Annotated in this window: 20 protein-coding genes and 1 pseudogene; 13 read left to right on the top strand and 8 right to left on the bottom strand. The window is 73.8% G+C overall.

Annotation, left to right across the window (positions count from 1 at the left end; genetic code table 11):
* Window positions 1-397: 397 nt before the first annotated feature.
* From ABT026_RS12615 to secD, 4 genes and pseudogenes are all read left to right on the top strand, one after another.
* Window positions 398-1,339 (top strand): annotated as a pseudogene (locus tag ABT026_RS12615) (HAMP domain-containing sensor histidine kinase); the annotation flags it as partial.
* Window positions 1,340-1,928: 589 nt separating this feature from the next.
* Window positions 1,929-2,633, top strand: coding sequence for a response regulator (locus ABT026_RS12610; protein WP_351114202.1), 705 nt, complete (start codon window positions 1,929-1,931; stop codon window positions 2,631-2,633).
* Window positions 2,634-2,733: 100 nt separating this feature from the next.
* Window positions 2,734-3,183 carry a hypothetical protein gene (locus ABT026_RS12605; protein WP_351114201.1) on the top strand — a complete coding sequence of 150 codons (450 nt, stop codon included), beginning with the start codon at window positions 2,734-2,736 and terminating at the stop codon, window positions 3,181-3,183.
* Between the two features lie 134 nt (window positions 3,184-3,317).
* On the top strand, window positions 3,318-5,684 hold the full coding sequence (secD, locus tag ABT026_RS12600) for a protein translocase subunit SecD (RefSeq protein WP_351114278.1): 2,367 nt from the start codon (window positions 3,318-3,320) through the stop codon (window positions 5,682-5,684).
* A gap of 95 nt (window positions 5,685-5,779) precedes the next feature.
* Here secD and ABT026_RS12595 read toward each other — a convergent pair whose 3' ends face one another.
* Entirely contained in the window at window positions 5,780-6,277 is a 498-nt protein-coding gene (locus ABT026_RS12595) for an Lrp/AsnC family transcriptional regulator (RefSeq protein ID WP_351114200.1), read from the bottom strand.
* Between the two features lie 117 nt (window positions 6,278-6,394).
* On the opposite strand from ABT026_RS12595, the gene ABT026_RS12590 reads away from it, so the two are divergent.
* Window positions 6,395-7,693: a trans-sulfuration enzyme family protein gene (locus ABT026_RS12590; RefSeq protein WP_351114199.1), complete on the top strand. Its 1,299-nt coding sequence runs from the start codon at window positions 6,395-6,397 to the stop codon at window positions 7,691-7,693.
* An 86-nt stretch (window positions 7,694-7,779) separates the two neighbouring features.
* On the opposite strand, the gene ABT026_RS12585 is transcribed toward ABT026_RS12590, so the two are convergent.
* Complete coding sequence (locus tag ABT026_RS12585) at window positions 7,780-8,100, bottom strand: hypothetical protein (protein ID WP_351114197.1); 321 nt, start codon at window positions 8,098-8,100, stop codon at window positions 7,780-7,782.
* A gap of 222 nt (window positions 8,101-8,322) precedes the next feature.
* Here ABT026_RS12585 and ABT026_RS12580 point away from each other — a divergent pair, with 222 nt between their 5' ends.
* The 3 genes from ABT026_RS12580 to ABT026_RS12570 all read left to right on the top strand — a co-directional run bounded on the left by ABT026_RS12580 (window position 8,323) and on the right by ABT026_RS12570 (window position 11,745).
* Window positions 8,323-9,312: a hypothetical protein gene (locus ABT026_RS12580; RefSeq protein ID WP_351114196.1), complete on the top strand. Its 990-nt coding sequence runs from the start codon at window positions 8,323-8,325 to the stop codon at window positions 9,310-9,312.
* Between the two features lie 592 nt (window positions 9,313-9,904).
* The gene (locus tag ABT026_RS12575) at window positions 9,905-10,996 is read left to right on the top strand and encodes a C40 family peptidase (protein ID WP_351114194.1); all 1,092 of its coding nucleotides are present in this window, start codon (window positions 9,905-9,907) and stop codon (window positions 10,994-10,996) included.
* A gap of 233 nt (window positions 10,997-11,229) precedes the next feature.
* On the top strand, window positions 11,230-11,745 hold the full coding sequence (locus ABT026_RS12570; protein WP_351114192.1) for a hypothetical protein: 516 nt from the start codon (window positions 11,230-11,232) through the stop codon (window positions 11,743-11,745).
* 98 nt (window positions 11,746-11,843) lie between these two features.
* Here the strand turns inward: ABT026_RS12570 and ABT026_RS12565 are convergent, their stop codons facing one another.
* Together ABT026_RS12565 and ABT026_RS12560 are read right to left on the bottom strand one after the other, a co-directional pair.
* The gene (locus ABT026_RS12565; protein ID WP_351114191.1) at window positions 11,844-12,386 is read right to left on the bottom strand and encodes a GNAT family N-acetyltransferase; all 543 of its coding nucleotides are present in this window, start codon (window positions 12,384-12,386) and stop codon (window positions 11,844-11,846) included.
* A gap of 136 nt (window positions 12,387-12,522) precedes the next feature.
* On the bottom strand, window positions 12,523-13,371 hold the full coding sequence (locus tag ABT026_RS12560; RefSeq protein WP_351114190.1) for a LysR family transcriptional regulator: 849 nt from the start codon (window positions 13,369-13,371) through the stop codon (window positions 12,523-12,525).
* 104 nt (window positions 13,372-13,475) lie between these two features.
* On the opposite strand from ABT026_RS12560, the gene ABT026_RS12555 reads away from it, so the two are divergent.
* Both ABT026_RS12555 and ABT026_RS12550 read left to right on the top strand, forming a co-directional pair.
* Window positions 13,476-14,219 (top strand): SDR family oxidoreductase, encoded by a 744-nt coding sequence (locus ABT026_RS12555; RefSeq protein ID WP_351114189.1) that lies wholly within the window; start codon window positions 13,476-13,478, stop codon window positions 14,217-14,219.
* A gap of 144 nt (window positions 14,220-14,363) precedes the next feature.
* A complete protein-coding gene (locus tag ABT026_RS12550) occupies window positions 14,364-14,834 on the top strand; it encodes a winged helix DNA-binding protein (RefSeq protein ID WP_351114188.1) in 471 nt (156 codons plus the stop codon).
* Between the two features lie 103 nt (window positions 14,835-14,937).
* Here ABT026_RS12550 and ABT026_RS12545 read toward each other — a convergent pair whose 3' ends face one another.
* Window positions 14,938-15,924, bottom strand: coding sequence for an AraC family transcriptional regulator (locus ABT026_RS12545; protein ID WP_351114187.1), 987 nt, complete (start codon window positions 15,922-15,924; stop codon window positions 14,938-14,940).
* A 130-nt stretch (window positions 15,925-16,054) separates the two neighbouring features.
* On the opposite strand from ABT026_RS12545, the gene ABT026_RS12540 reads away from it, so the two are divergent.
* Entirely contained in the window at window positions 16,055-16,735 is a 681-nt protein-coding gene (locus ABT026_RS12540; protein WP_351114186.1) for an NAD(P)H oxidoreductase, read from the top strand.
* Between the two features lie 121 nt (window positions 16,736-16,856).
* Here the strand turns inward: ABT026_RS12540 and ABT026_RS12535 are convergent, their stop codons facing one another.
* Both ABT026_RS12535 and ABT026_RS12530 read right to left on the bottom strand, forming a co-directional pair.
* Window positions 16,857-17,945: a DNA polymerase III subunit beta family protein gene (locus tag ABT026_RS12535; RefSeq protein ID WP_351114185.1), complete on the bottom strand. Its 1,089-nt coding sequence runs from the start codon at window positions 17,943-17,945 to the stop codon at window positions 16,857-16,859.
* A 141-nt stretch (window positions 17,946-18,086) separates the two neighbouring features.
* A complete protein-coding gene (locus ABT026_RS12530) occupies window positions 18,087-18,734 on the bottom strand; it encodes a hypothetical protein (RefSeq protein ID WP_351114184.1) in 648 nt (215 codons plus the stop codon).
* 267 nt (window positions 18,735-19,001) lie between these two features.
* On the opposite strand from ABT026_RS12530, the gene ABT026_RS12525 reads away from it, so the two are divergent.
* Complete coding sequence (locus ABT026_RS12525) at window positions 19,002-19,508, top strand: DinB family protein (RefSeq protein WP_351114183.1); 507 nt, start codon at window positions 19,002-19,004, stop codon at window positions 19,506-19,508.
* Between the two features lie 122 nt (window positions 19,509-19,630).
* The gene (locus tag ABT026_RS12520) at window positions 19,631-20,008 is read left to right on the top strand and encodes a VOC family protein (RefSeq protein ID WP_351114182.1); all 378 of its coding nucleotides are present in this window, start codon (window positions 19,631-19,633) and stop codon (window positions 20,006-20,008) included.
* Between the two features lie 256 nt (window positions 20,009-20,264).
* On the opposite strand, the gene ABT026_RS12510 is transcribed toward ABT026_RS12520, so the two are convergent.
* Window positions 20,265-20,723 (bottom strand): protease inhibitor I42 family protein, encoded by a 459-nt coding sequence (locus ABT026_RS12510; RefSeq protein ID WP_351114181.1) that lies wholly within the window; start codon window positions 20,721-20,723, stop codon window positions 20,265-20,267.
* Window positions 20,724-20,865 lie beyond the last annotated feature (142 nt).

The following is a 20,865-nucleotide window of genomic DNA, read 5'->3' as shown; positions in this document are numbered from 1 at the left end:
CCGTGGGACTGCCCGGTGCGAAGCCCGGGCAACAGCGCTCGGCCCACGCCGGGGAGGGTCCGACGGCAGGGGGCGTCGGGCCCTCGACGACGGGGCCGAGTGCCTGGGTCCGGCGGCCGTGGGGGCCGGGGACGCTCTCCAGCCTGGTCCTTCGCGGGCCTCGCGGACATCGGCCGCGCGCCCCATTTCCGCCCGTTGTGCCCCACCCCCGCATGGGGTCCGCGACCCCCGCCGAATGGGGTCCGCGACCCATCGACGCCGGCCTCGCGGACCGGCAGGCTGGAGGACGGCCCCGGTCGGCCCGTCCGGAGCGGGCCGACCGGCAAGCCGCTGCGCGTCCGGGGACCGCGATGCCCGAGAGTGGTGCGCGACGCATCGCTGAAGGAGGCGTGACCCGGTGTCCCTGTTCTGGCGGATCTTCCTGCTGAACGCCGTCGTGCTGGGCGCGGCGACGTCGCTGCTGCTGTGGGCGCCGGTGACCGTGTCCGTGCCGGTGCTGCTGACCGAGGCCGTGATCCTGGTCGTCGGCCTGGCGGTCATGCTGGTCGCCAACGCCGCGCTGATCCGCTGGGGGCTGGCCCCGCTGGCCCGCCTCACCCGCCGGATGACCACCGTGGACCTGCTGCGTCCCGGGCAGCGACTGCCCGAGTACGGCACCGGCGAGGTCTCCGACGTCATCCGCACCTTCAACGCCATGCTGGACCGCCTGGAGCACGAGCGGGTGGCCAGCAGCGCCCGCGTGCTGAACGCCCAGGAGGCCGAGCGCCGCCGCATCGCGCAGGAACTCCACGACGAGGTGGGGCAGACCATGACGGCGATCCTGCTGGCCCTCAAGCGGGTCGCCGACAGGGCCGACCCGCCGCTGCGGGAGGAACTGGGGCTGATCCAGGAGGCCACCCGCGCCGGCCTGGACGAGATCCGGCGGCTGCTGCGGCGGCTGCGTCCCGGCGTCCTGGAGGACCTCGGCCTGGTCAGCGCCCTCACCTCGCTGGCGGGGGACTTCGCCACCCACACCGGTCTGGTGGTGCGCCGCGCGTTCGACACCGACCTGCCGCCGCTGGACCCCGGGACCGAGCTGGTCGTCTACCGCGTGGCCCAGGAGAGCCTGACCAACGCGGCGCGTCACGCCGACGCCGAGACGGTCGTGGTGCGACTGCGGCGGGTCCAGGACGCGGTCGAGCTGTCGGTCACCGACGACGGCCACGGCATCCGGCGGCTGGCCGAGGGTGCGGGCATCCGCGGCATGCGTGAGCGGGCCCTGCTGGTGGGGGCGTCGCTGGAGGTCACCGCGGGGGCCTCCGGCGCGGGGACGACGGTGCGGCTGACCGTGCCGGTTCCCTCCGCGTCCCCGTCGTCGCCCGCCTCGCTCGCCGGGGGGCCGTTCGTGCTCCCCGAACCGGGCGGGCTGCCCGGGATACTCCGCCCGCCGTCGGGGGGCGCCGACCGTGGTCCTGCTCCCGCCTCACGGGCGACCACGCGGGGCGGTCCGGCCGCGGGCACGCGGCGCGCCGCCGCGACGTCCACGGACCTGACGTCCGCGGACCCGACGTCCGCCGACCTGCCGGTCAACCCCGCTTCGACGGTGGCCGACGCGGCGGTGACCGACCCCGCCGGCTCGGCGTTCACCGATCCGGCGGTCGCCGCCCCGGTGGTCGGCGCGTCTCCGTTCGCCGACGGTCCGTTCGCGGACGACGTGTTCGCCGCCGAGCTCTCCGTGGACGACCCCACGGCCGACACCCCGGTGGCCTGGCCCCCGGCTCCCGAGCCACCCACCGCCACGGGCCCCGGGGCCACCGGGGCGGAGACCGCCGACCACGATGCCGCCGAACCCGAACCCGAACCCGAACCCGAACCCGAACCCGGTCCCGAACCCGAACCCGGTCCCGCCCGGCGGGACGCCGCACGACCCGACGCCCAGGACACCTGAGATGCACGACGACCACGCCACCGGGGCCCCCACCGGCCCCGCCGAGACCCCCGGGCCGCGGCCCACCCGGATCCTCCTCGCCGACGACCACGCCCTGGTGCGGCGCGGCGTGCGGCTGATCCTCGACCAGGAACCCGACCTGGAGGTGGTCGCCGAGGCGGGCGACGGGGCCGAGGCGGTGGAGCAGGCCCGTGCCCACGAGGTGGATCTGGCCGTGCTGGACATCGCGATGCCGCGGATGACCGGGCTCCAGGCCGCCCGCGAACTGGCCGCCCTCAAGCCCGACCTGCGGATCCTCATGCTCACCATGCACGACAACGAGCAGTACTTCTTCCAGGCTCTCAAGGCCGGGGCCTCGGGATACGTGCTGAAGTCCGTCGCCGACCGGGACCTGGTCGCCGCCTGCCGGGCCGCGATCCGCGACGAGCCCTTCCTCTACCCCGGCGCGGTGACCGCCCTGATCCGCCACTACCTCGACCGCGTCCGGCAGGGCGAGGAGGCCCCGGGCCAGATCCTCACCCCGCGGGAGGAGGAGGTCCTCAAGCTGGTGGCGGAGGGCCACTCCTCCAAGGAGATCGCCGAGCTGCTGTTCATCAGCGTCAAGACGGTGCAGCGTCACCGGGCCAACCTGCTGAGCAAGCTCGGGCTGCGCGACCGGCTCGAACTCACCCGCTACGCCATCCGGGCCGGACTCGTCGAACCCTGACCCCCGGGGCTCCGGTACACCTCCCGGGCCGGAGCCCCGGGTCCGCCCCACCGGCACCGCCGACCGACTCACGGGAACGCCCGGAAAGGGGGACGACGCCGTGCACCCACCCTCACAGCACCGCCCCGCCCCCGCGTTCCCCCTGCTCACCGCCCTGCTGCTCGCGCTCCTCGCCGTCCTGGCCCCCGGCGGCCCGAACGCGCACGCGCTCCCCACCGCGCACGCGCAGGCGCTCCCACTCCCGCACGCGGCCCCGCAGCCACCCCCCGCCGAGGGCGCCGAGGTCGCGGCGACCACGGCGACCGCAGAGGCCTCGACGGTCCCGCAGGCGGACCCCCCGTGCGCCGCCGCGTGCCTGACCCCCACGGCGGTCCGCCTCCACCTCCCCGTCGACCACCCGTCGCACCCGGGCCAGCCGGCCGTCGCGCCCACCGGGACCGCGACCGCCCCGCCCGCCCTCGCGCGGGCCGGCGTCCGGTCCCCCGACCGGCTCCCCGCCCCCGCCGAAGCCCTCCCGCACCGCGGACGGTCGCCCCCCTCCGGCGTCTGACCGTCCCCGCCCACCCACCCCCGTTTCGACACGTGCCGCGGCCGCGCCGGCCGTCGCCGCGGCATGCCCTGCCGGAGGCCCCGTTGTCCAGATCGTCGTTGTCCAGATCGTCCCGATCCACCCGCGTGAGGGCGCTGATCGCCCTGGCCGTGGTGGCCCTGTCCGTCCTCGTCACCCTCACCGTGCCGGTCCGTCTCGGACTCGACCTGCGCGGTGGCACCCAGATCGTGCTGGAGACCCGTTCCACCTCCACCGTGGAGGCCGACCGCGAGACCACCGACCGCACCCTCGAGGTGCTGCGCGGGCGCGTCGACGCGCTCGGCGTGGCCGAGCCGACCCTCCAGCGTTCCGGGGACCGGCGGATCGTCGTCGAACTGCCCGGCGTGCAGGACCCCGAGGAGGCCGCCGAGGTCCTGGGCCGCACCGCCCAGCTCACCTTCCACCCGGTGCGCGCCACCGAGGACCCCGGCGCCGCGAAGGACTCCACCACCGCGAAGGACCCCACAGCGGCGAAGGACTCCGCCGCGGCCGAGGACCTGGCCGAGGGCGAGCGCGTGCTGCCCGGGGAGTCCGGCGAGCACCTGCGCGTCGGACCCGCCGCCCTCACCGGGGGCGACGTGGACACCGCCGACGCCCGCCACGACGCGCAGACCGGCGCCGGCTGGCACGTCACGCTCGACTTCGACCGCGCCGGGAGCGACCGCTGGGCCGAGCTCACGGGCGAGGCGGCCTGCGCCGCGCCCGGCGACCCCGCCCGCCGCGTCGCCATCGTCCTGGACGACCGCGTCGTCTCCTCCCCGCAGGTCGACCCGTCCGTCGGCTGCGGCGAGGGCATCGCCGGCGGCACCACCCAGATCACCGGGTCCTTCACCGGCGACGAGGCCGGCCAGTTGGCCATGCTGATCAACGGCGGCGCGCTCCCCGTGCCGCTGGAGACCGTCGAACAGCACACCGTCGGCCCCACCCTGGGCGCCCGCGCCATCGAGGCGAGCGCCTGGGCGGCGGTCATCGGCACCGCGCTGACCGCCCTGTTCATCATCCGGTCCTACCGCCTGCTGGGCGTCCTGGCCGTCGTCGCGCTGCTCTGCTACGGCCTGATCTCCTACGCCGCCCTGGCCGTCCTCGGCGCCACCCTCACCCTGCCGGGACTGGCCGGTTTCGTGCTCGCCATCGGCATGGCGGTGGACGCCAACGTCCTCGTCTTCGAGCGTGCCCGCGAGGAGCACGCCGCCCGCGCCAGGCCCGGACTGCGCTCCGCCCTGGCGGCCGGCTTCCGCAACGCCTTCAGCGCGATCGCCGACTCCAACGTGACGACGCTGATCGCCGCCGGGCTGCTCTTCCTGCTGGCGTCCGGCCCGGTCCGCGGCTTCGGCGTCACCCTCGGCATCGGCGTGCTCGCCTCCATGGTCAGCGCCCTGGTGGTCACCCGGGTGCTCGCCGACTTCGCGGTCTCCCGGCAGTGGGTGCGCCGCCGCCCGGCGATCACCGGCATCGCCACCGCCGGACGGGTCCGCACCGCCCTCGCCCGCCGCGACATCCACCTGATGCGCCGCCCGCGCCGCTGGCTCGCCGCCTCCGCCGCCGTGCTGGTGCTCGCCGGATCCGGCATCGCGGTCCGCGGCGTCGACCTCGGCATCGATTTCACCGGCGGCCGGCTCCTCCAGTACGCCACCACGCACCCCGTCGACCCGGAACGCGCCCGGGCCGCCCTCGCCGACGCCGGATTCCCGCAGGCCGTCGTCCAGTCGTCGGGCGACGACGGTCTGACGGTGCGCACCGAGCGGCTGACCGACGCCGAGACCGACACCGTCACCCGCACCCTCGCCGCCGAGGCCGCCGAGGCCGGTGCGGCCGGTGCGGCCGGTGAAGGCGACGCGGGCGGTGTGGAGAAGGTGCGCGACGAGCTGATCGGCCCGAGCCTGGGGGAGGAGCTGCGGCGCAACGCCCTGATCGCGCTCGGCGTGGCCCTGGGAGCCCAGCTCCTCTACCTCGCCGCCCGGTTCCGCGGCCGGTTCGGCGCGGCGGCGGTCGGCGCCCTCGCCCACGACGTGGTCGTGCTGGTCGGCGTCTTCGCCTGGCTCGGCAAGCCGCTCGACGGCGTCTTCCTGGCCGCGCTGCTCACCGTCATCGGCTACTCCGTCAACGACTCCGTCGTCGTCTTCGACCGTGTCCGCGAACTGCTGCGCGGCGGTGGCGGGAAGGAGGGACGGGCGGGCCGGCGGCTGCCGGACCTGGTGAACACGGCGGTGCTGCAGACCCTGCCCCGGACCGTCAACACGGGCATGGGCGCCGTCCTCATCCTCGCCGCCCTGGCGGTGCTCGGCGGCGACACGCTCACCGACTTCGCCCTCGCCGCACTGATCGGCGTCGTGGTCGGCACGTACTCCTCCGTCTTCGTGGCCGCCCCGCTCGCGCTGGAAGGGGGTCCCCGGGCCGCCGCCACCGGCCGCCCGGTACGACGCCCGGCCCGAGGCGGGACGGCGCAGCCCGCACGACGGTGAACCGGGGTGGGCGGCCCGGCCGGCGCGACGGTGCCGGCCGGGCCGCCCGCCCCGCTCACTCCGGTGTCGCCGAGGGCGTCGGGGGCGTCGAGGGTTCAGTCGGCCGCCTGGTCCGGCACCGGAAGCACCCCGACGCCCTCGCGGCGCTCGAAGATCAGGTGCGTCTCCGTCTGCCGCACCACCCGGTGCACGGTGACGTGCAGGAGGACGAAGTCCCGCAGCGCCTCGGCGTCCGCCACCGCGACGTGCAGGTAGAAGTCGTCCGCCCCGGCCACGTGGAACACCTGGATGACCCCCGGCGTCTTCACCAGGCTCGCGTAGAGCCGGTTCACGTGCTCCGCGTTGTGCCGCTCCAGCCGCACCTTGATCAGCGCCTGCAGCGGGTGTCCGAGCGCGGCGAGGTCGAGCCGCAGCGTCGTCCCCTCCACCACCCCGCGTTCGCGCAGCGCCCGCACCCGGTAGGCGCAGGTCGACTCGGCGAGACCCAGGCGGCGGGCCAGGGCCTTGTTGGTCAGCTCGGGATCCTCGGCGAGCAGACCGACGATCCGGCGGTCCAACTCGTCGAGAAGCGGCCGCTGCTCTCGTTTTTTCAACGAATTCCCCAGGACGACGGACGGCCGATCTCACCGATGACGTCCAATGTCGCCGGGCTCGTTGCCGATTCTGCAGCGATCATGCGTCCTTCCTGTTTCTGGTGCAACGCTCCCGCCATGGGCATCTCTCCTGAGCGCTTCGAGACGCTGGCCGTCCACGCCGGACGCGCGGACCTGACCGAGTTGGGCGTGCACGCGCCTCCGATCGACCTGTCCTCCACCAACCCGCTCCCCGACATCGAGCGGGGCGGTGACTCCTACGAGTCGATGGCCACCGGCGGCCGTCCGCTGCCCGACGGCGGCGCGGTCTACCAGCGCCTGTGGAACCCCACCGTCGCCCGCTTCGAAACCGCCCTGGCCGACCTCGAGCAGGCCGAGGCGGCGGTCGCCTTCGCCTCCGGCATGGCCGCCACCACCGCCGCGATCCTCGCCCTGACCGGTGAGAGCGGCAAGCGCCACATCGTGGCCGTCCGCCCCCTGTACGGCGGCACCGACCACCTGCTCGCCTCCGGCCTGCTCGGCGTGGAGACCACCTTCTGCGGCCCCGCCGAGGTGGCCGGCGCGCTCGCCGCCCGCCCCGACACGGCCCTCGTCATCCTCGAGACGCCCGCCAACCCGACCCTCGACCTGGTCGACATCGCCGGCGTCGTGCGGCAGGCCGGGCCGGTGCCGGTGATGGTCGACAACACCTTCGCCACGCCCGTGCTCCAGAACCCCGTCACGCTGGGCGCCTCGCTCGTCCTGCACAGCGCCACCAAGTACCTCGGCGGACACGGCGACGTCATCGGCGGCGTCATCGCCTGCGACGAGACCACCGCCGAGGCGCTGCGCCGGGTGCGGGCGATCACCGGCGCCCTGCTGCACCCGCTGGCCGGCTACCTCCTCCACCGCGGCCTGGCCACCCTGCCCACCCGGGTCCGCGCCCAGCAGGAGACCGCCCGCGAACTGGCCTCCTGGCTCGGCGGTCACCCGGCCGTGGAACGCGTCTTCTTCCCCGACCTGGACTCCGCCGTGCTCGCGGACGGCCGCACCGGCTCGCTGCGCCACCAGATGCGCGGCCCCGGCGCGATGATCTCCGTCGCGCTGCGCGGCGGCTACGAGGCGGCCAAGCGGCTGACCTCCTCGCTCTCCCTGTTCACCCACGCCGTCTCGCTCGGCGGCGTCGACTCCCTGGTCCAGCACCCGGCCGCGCTCACCCACCGCCCGGTGGCCCCCGAGGCGCGCCCCTCGGCGAACGTGGTGCGCCTGTCCATCGGCCTGGAGCACGTCGACGACCTGATCGCCGACCTCGAGACGGCCCTCGCGCCGGCCGCGGACCCCACGGCCCCCTCGGTCACGCCCGAGGTCCTCCCGCTCTCCGCCCACGCCACCGGACCGGTGCCGGCCGCGGTACCGTCCCCGGCGCCGGTGAGCTGACGCCCCCAGAACCACGGCGGCGGGACATCTCTGGGAGGGGAATGCCCCGTCGCCGTGCTCGGCTGTACCGCGGCGGCACCCGCTCCTCAGCCGCTCCCGCCCCCGGTGACCAGCAGCGCCACCAGCGCGGCGACCAGCGCCAGGACCCCGCCGAAGGCCAGCAGCAGCGAAGGCGTCCGCAGGTCACCGGTGTTCGGCCCGGCGGGGTCCGGGGACGCCCCGGGCGGGTGCACGATCCCGTCCGGGGTCTCCTGCGACGCGTCCCAGCCTTCGATGTACGCCTCGACGCACTCCCCGCACGTCGCCTGCTCCGGGTCCTGCGCTCGCGGCGTCCACGTATCGATGGGCGCGTCGCACATGGCGACCGCGTCCCCCTTCACCGCGATGTGCACCACCGGTTCCCACATACATCCGTCCCCTCGTCGCACGGCGCCCGACGGGCACCGTGCGCCCGCGCGGGAACCCCACCCCCGAACGATCGTCCGGGCGTCACTCTCACACGGGCCCCGACCGCCCGGCCAGACCGCGGTCGTGAACAACGGTGGTCCGGTGCATGACAGTTACGCTCTGCCCGAGGTGCCGACGGCATTCCCATGGGGGGATGCGGCACAGCTCACCGGGGGGATGGAATGACGCAGACGGTGGAGATCGACATCGAGCGACTGGTCGGCACGACGCTGACAGTGCTCGCCGCGCCCGCGGAGCCGGCGGTGGTGACCGGCGCGGCCGAGGGAACCGGCGAGGCCGACGGGACCGGGGCCGTCCACGGCGGCGGGGCCGTGCGGTCGCTGGTGCGGGAGAGGCTCGACGGCGCCGCGGAAGGACGCGGGGCCCTGGAGGAGTTCGAGGCGCGGCCCTCGGACCCGGCGGCGCGGCAGCGGCTGGGGGCCGCGCTGGCCGGCGCGGTCTACGCGGACCCGGCGTTCCGGCAGGCGCTGACCGACGAGCTGACGCGCACGGCCGCGGTCGGCCCGGCGAGCGAGGCCAAGCCGTCGCGGCGCTCCCGGCGGGCGGTCCTGATCCCGGCGGCCCTGGTCGTGGCGCTGGGGCTGACGGCGTACGGCGTTCTCGGCACGGCCGGTGGTGACGAGCCCGCTCTGAAGCCCGTGACCAGTGTGAAGGCGGCGGACGCGATCGTGCCGGACTCGTCCGTCGTCCTGGTCGCCGGCTGGGACCTGGGGCCGCGTGAGGTGCAGACGAAGCGGCCGAAGAAGGGCTCGTACGACCCGCCGCTGTTCGGCGGAGTGGCGTACCTGGGGCCCGCTTACCACGTCACCGTGTCCATGGGCTTCTTCGAGGACGAGGACGAAGCCGTCGACGCGTTCGCCCACGACGACATGGACTGGATGGACGACAGGGACGGCAGGGCGACCGCGCTTGTGGCGGACCCGCCGAAGATGGGCGATGAGAGCATGGCGCGCGTCTACTCCGTCCCGGTGCGGGAGGCGACGGCGGCCGTCGTCCGGGTCGGGACCGTGGTGTGCAGGGTGAGCTCGGACTACGCCTACGACGACGCCCACTCCGACGGCGTGTTCGCCTTCGCCCGGATGTGTGCGAAACGCGCCGAGCAGGCCCAGCGGGGGCAGGAGGTGGACGCGGAGGTCGAGGGCCTCTCCTGACCGTCGCCACGGCGGGGCGGCCGCTCCGCGGTGCGCCGATGCCGCCACCACCCCGGCCACGCCCGAGCCCTCGCAGGCGGCACGTCCGCCCGCGAGGGCTCGGGCGCGTCCCGTCACCCGGCGACGGTGGTCGTCGTTCCGTGAAACGGTCACCGTGACGCGACGACGGAATTCGTCGCCCCCGCCGCGCGACACGGCCGTCGGGACAAACCCGGCCCCACCGTTCGGGACGAACCCGCACCCCGCCGACGTCACGCCGGAACGAGGGCCGAAGGCGCCGTCCGAGCACCGTGACCTGCGTGGACGCGGCTGTCACGCCCGCCTCGGCCACCTCTCCCGCCCCGGACGCCGACCGCTTCACGCCACCGGACGACGAACAACGGAATCCGTCTCAACCTGCGTCTTCTGATGCCGCTGTGACGATCGGTCACACGGACGGGACATTGCGCGCGGCCCGTCACCGGCGGACGCGCCTTCCCTACATCGCTGGGCCGGGGGTCCGTTCCTTGCCATCGTCATGACTCGTCGGGAGTCACCGAAGGCCCCCGGCGCACAGCGGCAGTCATCCGTCACACAGGACCTCGGGGGAAGCATGTCTTCGAACAGCAACGCCACGCGCCGCACTCGCATCGCGCTGATAGGTGTGGCCGCCGCGGGTGTCGCGGCCGGCGCGATCGCCTTCGTGCCCTCCTTCACCGACAGCGGCAGCGGCAAGGACGTCGCGGTGAAGGAAGCGGCCTACGGGGCGGAGCCGGAGGCCGACAGCAAGCTGGTCACCCAGGCCGGCGACCTGGAGACCAAGGCCACGGCCACCATCACCCGCGACCAGATGATCGCCCGGGCGAAGACCTGGCTGACCGCCAACAACGGCAAGCCGGTCCCGTACAGCATGGAGCGGAACTGGAAGGACGGTTACCGCCAGGACTGCTCGGGCTACGTCTCCATGGCCCTCGCCCTGAACAAGCCGGGCCTGAACACGGTCGGTCTCGCCACGAACAGCAGCGTCACCAAGCGCCTCAGCAGCGTCAGCCAGCTGCAGAAGGGCGACCTGCTGATCGACTACAGCACCAACGACGGCGACTTCCGCCACGTGGTGATCTTCGAGAAGTGGGCCAACACGGCGCACAGCGCCTACTGGGCCTACGAGCAGCGCGGCACCTACGGCACCACCCACCGCCAGCTGAAGTACGGCATCGGCAACGACAACTACGACCCGTTCCGTCCGGTGAAGTTCGGTGGCGGCGGCGGGACCGCGCCGGCCCCGGCCCCGGCGCCCAGCGTCGCCTGGCCGGTCCTCAAGAGCGGCTCCTCGGGCGCCGACGTGCGCTCGGCGCAGTACCTGCTCAAGGCGCAGGGCTTCACGCTCGACGCGGACGCCAGCTTCGGCCCGAAGACGAAGTCCGCGGTGATCGCCTTCCAGAAGGCCCGTGGCCTCTCCGCGGACGGCGTGATCGGCCCCCTCACCTGGGCCAAGCTGATCAAGACCGTGCAGTCCGGCTCGTCCGGCTCGGCGGTCAAGGCGGCCCAGACCCAGCTGAACGTCTACAACTACGGCCTGGGCGTGGACGGTTCGTTCGGCACGAAGACCAAGTCCGCGACGACCGCCTTCCAGTCCAAGCACAACCTCACGGTGGACGGCGTCATCGGCCCGAACACCTGGCGCGTCCTGCTCGGCAGCCGCTGAGCGCCCACTTCGCGGCAACCGCCGAGCGCACCCCTGCCGCCGGCCGCTGAACCCGCTCGTCCCGGCAGCCGCTGACCCGCGGTCCCGCCGACCGACTCACGGCCCCTTCCCCGCCACCGCGGAGGAAGGGGCCGTCGGCGTGCGTCGTGACCCGGCTGGAGTATGGTCCGCCTGTTCGAGGCGGGGGCGAGAAACCCCGCTGTACCTGCACGGAACGACGCGGGAGGGGTGTCATGGACGGCTTCGGCCAGTCGACCGACAGCAACTGGAAGCTGACCTACGACGAGGGCGGGGTCCTCGCGGGCCGGTGGTGGAAGTGGGCCATGTCCGCGCCCGCCGACCGGAGCCCGGTCAGCGACACGACGGGTGAACACGCCGACTGGAAGCAGCCGAAGGACCTCTTTTTCCTCGCCGGAACCTACGGCGGCCGTGTGACGCGGCGCTGCACGGTGCCCTCGGCCCTGCCGCTGTTCTTCCCCGTCATCAACATGCAGTACGTGGCGCGCTACGAGGGAAGGTTCGAGCGCATGACGGTCGCGAAGGCCACCGCCGCGCTCAACGGCGTCCCGATCGACCTGCGCGAGTTCGCCGGACCGTTCCGCACGGGACTGACCCGCCGCTACGCGTGGGGAGTCTGGGGCGCCGTCGCCCCGCTGACCCCCGGCGAGTACGTCCTGGAGATCAAGGGCAGGTCCACGTCCGGCTTCTGGGTCGACACGACCTACCACCTGGACGTCCAGGCCGCCTGAGCCCACGCGGGGGTCGGACGGGGCGGCGGGTCCCGGGCGGCGGGGGCCGGACGGCGGAGGTCGGACGGCGGGTTGGCGGTGGGGCTCGGGCGGTGGGTTCAGGCCGCGGGCGTGGCCGGGGGCCGCATGCCGAGCCACTGCTCGGCGTCCCAGGCCACGAACCGCTCCACCTCGCCGAAGCCGAGCTTCTCCGCGAGCCGCATGGACCCGACGTTGGCGGACTGGGTGGTGAGCACGACCGGCTCCCCGGGAAGCGCGCCGTCCAGCCAGTCGAGCGCCGCCGCGCACGCCTCGGCGGCGTACCCGCGCCCCCACGCCCGCGGCAGGAAGAGGTAGCCGAGGTCCAGCTTCCCCGCCGCGGCCGGGCGCCGGTGCCCCGTCGCCCTCCTGAGCAGGACGCAGCCGATCATCTCGCCGTCGAGCTCCACGACGAAGCTCCCGGCCCGCTGCTCCGGCACCTCGGGCAGCTCCCGTTCGAGCTCGTCACGGTCCTGCGGGCCGCCCAGGTACGTGTGCACCTCCGCCGACGCCAGCAGCTCGACGAACACCGCACGGTCCCGCGCCTCGGAGGCGCGGAGCACCAGCCGTTCGGTCCTGATCGGCGCGGGCGGCCACGTGGCAACTCCCAGTTCCGTGTACATGCGCGCAGGCTAACAGCCGTGCTCCGCACGACAGTTGCCCTCTCCACCAGGGCGTTCGGGCCGGGGGTCCACGCATGCCGGGCGCGGCACGCGCGGGCACGCGCGGGGCACGGGGAGCGTGGCGGAGCCGGCGGGGCTACCGGCCGGTGGCGGCGCGGACCAGCCCCGCGACCGCCGTCGACCGGCTGTGGGGAGGCCAGGCGATCACCGTGGTGACCAGGGGAGCGTCCAGGACGGGCACGGCGACCAGGTCCTCGCGCAGGCCGGTGCGGCCGGACTCCGGCACGACGGCGCAGGCGCGGCCGAGGGCGATGAGCTGGGTGAGCTGCGTGTGGTCGCGCACCCGCGGGCCCGGCCCGTCGGGGAAGGACCCGTCGGGGCACGGCCAGCGGGGCAACGGCAGGTCGGGCAGCGCGGTGACCTCGGCGAGCCGCAGGTCGGGGCGGACGGCGAGGGGATGCCCCGCGGGGAGGAGCACGACCTGCCCCTCGGTGTGCAGGTCCTCGGTGTCGAAGCCGGCCGTGTCGTCGAACGGCCGGTGCAGCAGGGCCACGTCGGCCCGGCCGTCGCGCAGCACCCCCGCCTGCTCACCCGGCCCGCACAGCAGGACGTCCACGGCGACTGCGCCGGGTTCGGCGGCGTAGACGTCGAGGAGCTTCGCCAGCAGTTCGCCCGAGGCGCCTGCCTTCGCGGCCAGGACCACCGAGGGGCGCCCGGCGGCGGTGAGGGCGGCCCGGCGGGTGCGCCGCTCGGCGGCCTCGACCGCGTCCAGCGCCGCCCGCGCCTCCCGCAGCAGCACCGCCCCGGCCTCGGTCAGGGACACACCCCGGCTCCCGCGCTCCAGCAGGGCGGCGCCCAGACGCCGCTCCAGTGCGCCGATCGCCCGCGACAGGGGAGGCTGGGCGATCCCGAGCCGCCCCGCGGCCCGACCGAAGTGCAACTCCTCGGCGACCGCGACGAAATACCGCAACTCACGTGTCTCCACCCCGCCAGCGTAACGGGGCCGACCAGCGGCGATACCCGGCCGGTATCGCCGCGCACCGGATCGGTCTTGGACGCTCCACCCGGTCCGGCAGCAGCATCGAGGTCATGAGCGAGGACACCAACGTGAACCGGAACAAGACCGCCCTGGTGACCGGGGCCAACAAGGGCATCGGCTACGAGATCGCCGCCGGGCTCGGCGCCCTCGGCTGGTCCGTCGGGATCGGCGCCCGCGACGAGGAGCGGCGCGAGGCCGCCGTGGAGAAACTGCGCGCGGACGGGATCGACGCGTTCGGCGTGCCGCTGGACGTGACCGACGACGCGAGCGTGACGGCGGCGGCCCGGCTGCTGGAGGAACGTGCCGGGCGGCTCGACGCCCTGGTCAACAACGCGGGCATCACCGGCGGCGGACCCCAGGAGCCGACCACCGTCGACCTGGACCGGGTCCGGGCGGCCGTGGAGACCAACGTGATCGGGGTCATCCGCGTCACCAACGCCCTGCTGCCGCTGCTGCGCCGCTCGCCCTCGCCGCGCATCGTGAACGTCTCCAGCGGCGTCGGCTCCCTCACCCTGCAGTCCACGCCCGGCGCGGACACCGGCCCGATCTCCGTCGCCTACGCCCCGTCGAAGACCTTCCTCAACGCCGTCACCGTGCAGTACGCCAAGGAACTGGCCGACACGAACGTCCTGGTCAACGCCGTCTGCCCCGGCTTCACCGCCACCGACCTCAACGGTTTCCGGGGAGTGCGCACCCCGCAGCAGGGCGCGGCCTCCGCGATCCGGCTGGCGACCGTACCGGACGACGGACCGCGGGGCCGCTTCTTCAACGACGACGGTGAGCTCCCGTGGTGACCGTGATGTGACGACGGCGAGGGGCGGCTTCCGGGCCGCCCCTCGCCGTCCTCCGCCCCTTGATCTCAACCGGACTCGAGGTCCTACGTTCCTCCCGTGCCGCGCACAGCGCGGGCTCCGACCGAACCACCGGGAGGCAACCTCATGACGACTCCGCACCCCACCGACGCCGAACTCGCCGCACAGCCCGCCGCGTACTGGACCGGTGTCGCCCACGAGGCGCTCATCGCCCACACCAGGGCCCGGCAGGCCGAAGCGGGGTACACGCAGCCCCAGTTCTGGCTGCTGCGCAACCTGTCCCCGCACGACCTCTCCCCGGACGGCGAGGGCATGACCGTCCCGCAGCTCCGGGAGGCCATGGCCTCCTACCTCCGGCCGGAGGACGACCTGACGGCGGAGTCCGAGGTGCTGCTGCGACGAGGATGGCTGACCAGGGACGCCGCGGACCGGCTGGGGCTCACCGAGGCCGGGGAGCAGGCCCGCGTCGACATCGCCCGCAACGCCCCCGCGATCCGTGCCGCCCTCCACGAGGGCATCGACGACGCGGACTACGTCACCACGATGAAGGTGCTGCGGCGGCTGATCCGCAACGCGGGCGGCGGCACGGTCGCCTGACCGGATCGGCGTCACGGGGCGGCGCCACGGGGCGGCGGCCGGTCGCCTCGCAGCACCGCAACCGCAACCGCACCGCACCCGCAACCGCACACGGTGTTCTCCGCTACCGCGCCGCCGCACCGCTCTCCTGTCGCGACGCGAGGGAACCGGACGCCGCCTCGGCCGCCGCGCGACGCCAGACGCTGGGGCTTCGGCCCTTGTGACGCTTGAACGCGGCGCTGAAGCCGAAGGCGTCGGCATAGCCGACGGCCCTGGCGATCTGCGCGATGCCGAGGTCGGTGTCGGACAGCAGCGTCTCGGCCTCGTCCATCCGGCATTCGGTGACGTAGGCGAGGGGAGGGCGGCCCATCAGAGAGGTGAAGCGCTTGGCGAACAGCGCCCGGGAGACGCCGGCTCGAGCCGCCAGGGAGGCCACCGTCCAGGGCTCGGCAGGCCGGTCGTGGAACGACTGAAGCGCGGGAGCGAGGACCGGGTCGGCAAGACCCCGGTACCAGACGGGAGCGTCGGCGCCCGCCCTGTCGAACCAGCTGCGCAGGGTGCACACCAGGCCCCAGTCGAGGAGCCGGTCCATCAACGCCTGCGAACCGGGCGTGAGACGGGCGGCGTCGGCGGCGGCCGTCTCCAGCCAGGCACACACCTCGGCGTCCTCCTCGACCACCAGAACGGACGGCAGGGCACGCAGGAGCCGCTCGTGGCGGTGGCCGGAGGCACGGTAGGCGCCCACGACCAGCGCGGTCGCCTCCTCGGAGCCGTCGCCCCACCGGATCCCGCCGAGTTCCTGGGCGCCGCACTCGGAGCTCTCGGCGAAACAGCTGATCTCGTACGCGGCGTGGGAGCGTTCCAAAGTGGCGGGGTGGTCCACGAGGTGGAACGGTCCGGGGCCCTGTACGAGGGCGGTGTGACCCGCGCCGATGGCTCGTCGCGTCCCGTCGGGCAGGACCAGGGCGCCGCCCCTGCCGCGCAGCACGGTGATCATGGTGAGGGGCGCGAGGTCGGCGAAGCGGACGGCCCAGGGCTCCGTGAGCACGACGTTGCTGACGACCGATCCCTCGGCCCGGATTCCGCCCAGCAGCGAACTCAAAGGATCCATGGAACGACCGTAGACGAACTCCTATGTTCCGGAGCGGTTCTCCCATGGATCATCTGCGCCGGCACGGCTGAACTGGACTCCTGCACCGGAACCGACCAGGACAACTGACCGAGACCACCGGGAGACCACAGTGACGCAGCACGACAGCCCTGCCAGGACAGCCCTCGTCGTCGTCGCACACCACCGCACCGATTCCCTCACCGCGCACACGGCCCGCCGCGCCGCCGCACAGCTCGAGAGCGCCGGCTACCGGGTCGACCTGCTCGACCTGCACGCCGAGGGGTTCGACCCCCGGATGAACGCGGCGGACCAGCCGGACTGGGGCAACCGTGAGAAGAGGTACTCGGAAGAGGTCCAGTCCCACATGCGACGCATCCTCGACGCCGATGCCGTCGTCGCCGTCTTCCCGGTGTACTGGCAGAGCGTGCCCGCCCTTCTCAAGGGCTGGATCGACCGGGTGTGGAACTACGGGTTCGCCTACGGCCGCAGCAAGCCCCGCCTCGCCGGCAAGCGCATCCTGTGGCTGGGTCTGGCCGGCGCCCCTTCCGACGATCCGGCCGTGGCAGACATGCGGACCGTCCTCGACAACCACCTGAGCGAGGGCATCGCCTACTACTGCGGCTTCTCCCGCTCCACCGTCGGCCTGCTCACCGACGCGGAGGACCGCCCGCAGCGCGTCGATGCCGAAGGCAACCTCCTGATCGGCGAGGCGATCACGGGCGCGGACCGCGAGGCCCAGTACACGGCGTTCGACCATCGTGCGCAGGAGTTCGTGGAGGCCTTCATCGCCGAGGAACTCGTCGCGGCCTGACGCCCGGGGGGGCCTGGCGCCCGGGGGAGGCCTGGCGCCCGGGGGAGGCCTGGCGCCGGGGGGAGACGCGCCGGCGAGGGGGCACGGTCCGTGCGGTGCATCCCCCCACTGCGCCCCGGGGTCAGTCCTCCAGCCGGACCGGCATCAGGATCGAGAAGGCGTCCTCGGTGTCGGTCCGGCGGACCGCCATGGGTGCGGTGGGGTCGCCGAACTCCAGGACCAGCCGTTCCGTTTCCCCGGCCGCGGCGAGCGCCTGCAACAGGAACACCCGGTTGACGGCAACGTGGTCCTTCCCGCCCGTCCCCTCCTCCCCGCGGACGCCCACCGTGCCGTCGCCCGCGACCTCCAGCACGGTGATGTCGAAGGTGACCCCGTCCTGCTCGCGTACCTCGCTCGCCCGCACGGGCCCGGTCTCCACCGCCTCCCGCAGGTCCGCGACGTCGACGACGACGCGGCGGCCCGCCGACAGGTTGACGAGGCGGCGGTAGTCGGGGAACTCGTGGTCGAGGAGCGGCCCGGCGGCCTGACGGCCGCCCGCCTCCAGGGCCACACGGTCACCGTCCACGGTGAGCTGGGCGGACGCGTCCTCGCCGAGCAGCGCCCGCATCGCGTCGACCAGCGGCGACGGCACGACCGCCTGCACCCGCGGTCCGCCGTGACCGGCGGTCCCGGCCTGCGCGACGGCCATCCGGTACCGGTCGGTCGCCACGACGCGCAGCACGTCGCCCTCCAGGTCGAACAGGAGCCCGCCGAGCATCGGCAGCTCCGGATCGGTGCCCGCGGCGAAGCGGACCGCGTCCACCGCGGCGGCCAGCTCGGAGGCGGGAACGGTCAGCCGGACGGCGTCGGTACGGACCGTGGTCATGGGTTTCTCCCTGTCGTCGAGAAGCGCTCGGAGCGCGGAGAGCTCCCTGCGGGCGTCGGACAGGCCCAGCTCCAGGCGGCGCAGGTGCCCCTCCAGCAGCTTGCGCACCAGACCGGTGTCCGTGCCGGACCAGCCGGCCAGCACCAGCCGGATGTCCGCCAGCGGCATCCCCGCCCGGCGCAGCCGGGCCAGCAACCGGGACTCCTCCAGCTGCTCCGGCGCGTACCAGCGGTAGCCGCTGACCGGATCCACCCAGGCCGGCACCAGCACGCCCGCACGGTCGTAGAACCGCAGGGCGCTGACGCTCAGCCCGCTGTCCCGGGCCATCTCACCAATGCTGCGCATGTCGCTCTCCACACCCAGGAGCCTGGTCCCTCGACCAGGTCGAGGGTCAACAGTGGCTGGTCACGCCCGCTGACGCGAACAGCTTCGTCGCGCACGGCCGCGGGTCGCTCCACCGGGCCCGGGCCCGGAGCGCCCGCAGCGTCACCGCAGTGCTTCCCGCGTCGCCGCCATGGCCCAGACGCCCGCCACGGTGAACACCCCCGCCGTACTCCACCCGAGCACGCCCATCGGGTTCAGCCCGAGGACGTTGTACGCGACCAGCACGTACGGGACCGACAGCACCATCCATCCGCCCAGCAACGGGAACAGCCGCAGCCCGAGCACCGCCACCCACGCCAGGCCCAGCAGCACCCAGCCGAGGATCAGCCACCCTGCGGACGCCATCTCCGTGTTGGTGAAGAACCTCTCGGTGTGCCCTTCGGCGGTCATCCGCACCACGTCGCCCCGCCACAACCGCAGTTCGGCGCGGTCCCCCCGCTCCACGTCGTCGTAGAAGGCTTTCCCGACGCCCAGTTTCTCGGTCCGTTCACCGAAGCGGACCCGCGCGGAGTAGTTGGTGGTGCACGTCTGGGAGCCGTTGGAGTCCGAGGTGCACGACACGCTCTTGCCCAACGCCAGGACCTCGGCCGTGGCCTCGGCGACGCAGTCCTCGGCCGTCCGCCACGGCGTGCCGACAGGGCACGTGGGCGCCCTCCACTGCTGGGCCACGCCGTCCGCGTTGTCCCCGATCCGGTCGACGCACAGGAACAACCCCGGCACCGCCACCGCGAGTGTCAGCACCCGTGCCACCGCGTGGAGCACCCTCCTCTGCGTCCGGCTCAGGCTCCGGGACCAACGCCTCACGCCTCGTAAGAACACCCCTACGACACCCCCCGACCGGCCTCGTCCAGCTCGTCCGGCCAACCAGCGTCTGCCATCCCGCGGGCGGAAGCAATGCCGTGGAGCCGGTCGACCGATGCGCCCGGGCCCAGCGGTGCAGCTCCGGGGCATCGGGAGCGGGCGCTGCCCGGACAAACGCCTCGACACCGGCCCCGGTGATCGGGGACGCTTCACACGATGACCAGAATCGGTGACACCCCTCCCGCCTGGGACGAGCGCACCCAGCTCGTCACGTTCCTCGACTACGCCCGTGACACCGTCCGCGCCAAGTGCGAGGGCGTCTCCGCGGAGAACGCGCGCAAGGCCCTCCTGCCGGGCTCACCCCTGATGACCCTGTGCGGAGTGGTCAACCACCTCCGCTGGGTCGAGAACTACTGGTTCCAGGTGGTCTTCCTCGGCGAGGAGGATCAGAGCCCCTGCACCGACGAGGACCCCGACCGCGAGATGCGCGTCGCCGTCGACTTCCCGCTCACCCAACTGCTCGACGAGTACGCCGAACAGAGCGCCCGCTACCGCGAACTGGTCGCCGGTACCGGCCTGGACCAGCGGGCCCGGCGCACCCTCCGCGACGGCCTCCAGCCCGACCTGCGCTGGATCCTCCTCCACCTCATCGAGGAGACGGCCCGCCACAACGGCCACCTGGACATCCTGCGCGAGCTGCTCGACGGCACGACCGGCGACTAAGGCCGGTGCCGGCGTGGCCCCGGGGCACGCCTCATCGCTCAAGCCCTGTTCCCCGCAAGCGCGTTGCTGTCTCGTCCGTCCGCCCCCTGTACGGCGGGAGGCCTCCGTGATCGACTTGGCGCATGAGCTCCCTGATACGTCATGTGACCATCGATGCCGCGGACCCCTACGTTCTCGCGGGCTTCTGGGCCCAGGCCCTGGACGGCTCACTGGCCGACGACGACTTCCCCGGGGACCCGATGGCTCTCGTCACGAGTGCCGGCGCCACCTTGCTGTTCATCAAGGTCGACGACCGCAAGGCAGTGAAGAACCGCGTGCACTTGGATCTCCAGCCCCAGGACCTCACGCGGGACGAGGAGGTCCAGCGGCTGCTCTCGCTCGGCGCCACGCTTCAGGGCGACCACCGGCGGCCGGACGGATCCGGGTGGGTCACGCTGCACGACCCCGAGGGCAACGAGTTCTGCGTGGAACGCAGTGCCGGGGAGATGGCCAAGGACTGACCGGCTGACCGGCAGACCCCTGACCTGCTGACCGGCTGAGCACGGCCGGGCCAACGAGTCGGCCGGGGCCCGGCTGAGCGCACAGTCACCGCCCGGTCGGCCGGGTCGGCCCCGTCTTCGGCCCAGCCGTGGGTCGAGTCGGCGCGTCCGGTGACGGCCACCGTCACCCCGAGCCCGATCACGGCCGGCCCCCGGTGCCGCCGATCAGCGCGGTGCGCCGGGGGGAGTAGCCCACCCAGTCACGTGCCGCTGCCGCCTATCCGACGGTGACGGTGTAGGTGATGCGCTCGGGGGCGTCGGGGGAGTCGGCGCCGGCGTCGCAGGTCTTGAAGCACTGCAGCAGGGTGAACTGCGTGGTCCCCTTGCCCTTCGCCTCGAAGGTGAAGACGGTCGGGATGTTGCTGCCGGGCTGGTCCTCGTACTCGTCGGCGTCCACGTGACGGCTGCCGTGACTGACCAGCACGGAACTGTCCGGCTTGGGATCGACCAGGTGCCAGGTCCTGCGAGCGGACGGATTCTCGGTGACCGTGAGGGTGAACTTCTCGCCGGGCTCGGCGTTGATGCCGGTGTTGTCCAACGGGCGGCTCGTCGGAGAGCCGGAGCCGCAGGCCGTGGCGAGCACGAGGAGCGCGGCGGCCGCCGCTGTCGCCACGACCACGGCACCACCTCTGGGCCTGCGTATGCCGCCGGAGGGGGTGGGTGCGGAAGCGGTCATGATGTGATGCCTCTCCGTCCGTTCGTGGTCGCCCGTCCCCGGTGTCCGTAGCCCCGAGTGCCCGACGGCAGACCGCGTCACCTCCTGGACCCCGGATCTCCCGGCTCGCTGCCGGCGAGGCCAGCATGCCACGGCCCTCAGC

The sequence above is a fragment of the Streptomyces sp. NPDC002734 genome, from assembly GCF_040295685.1.
Classification (GTDB): domain Bacteria; phylum Actinomycetota; class Actinomycetes; order Streptomycetales; family Streptomycetaceae; genus Streptomyces.
The sequence above is the reverse complement of the archived record's forward strand: the minus strand, read 5'-3'. Positions and strand labels throughout refer to the sequence as shown.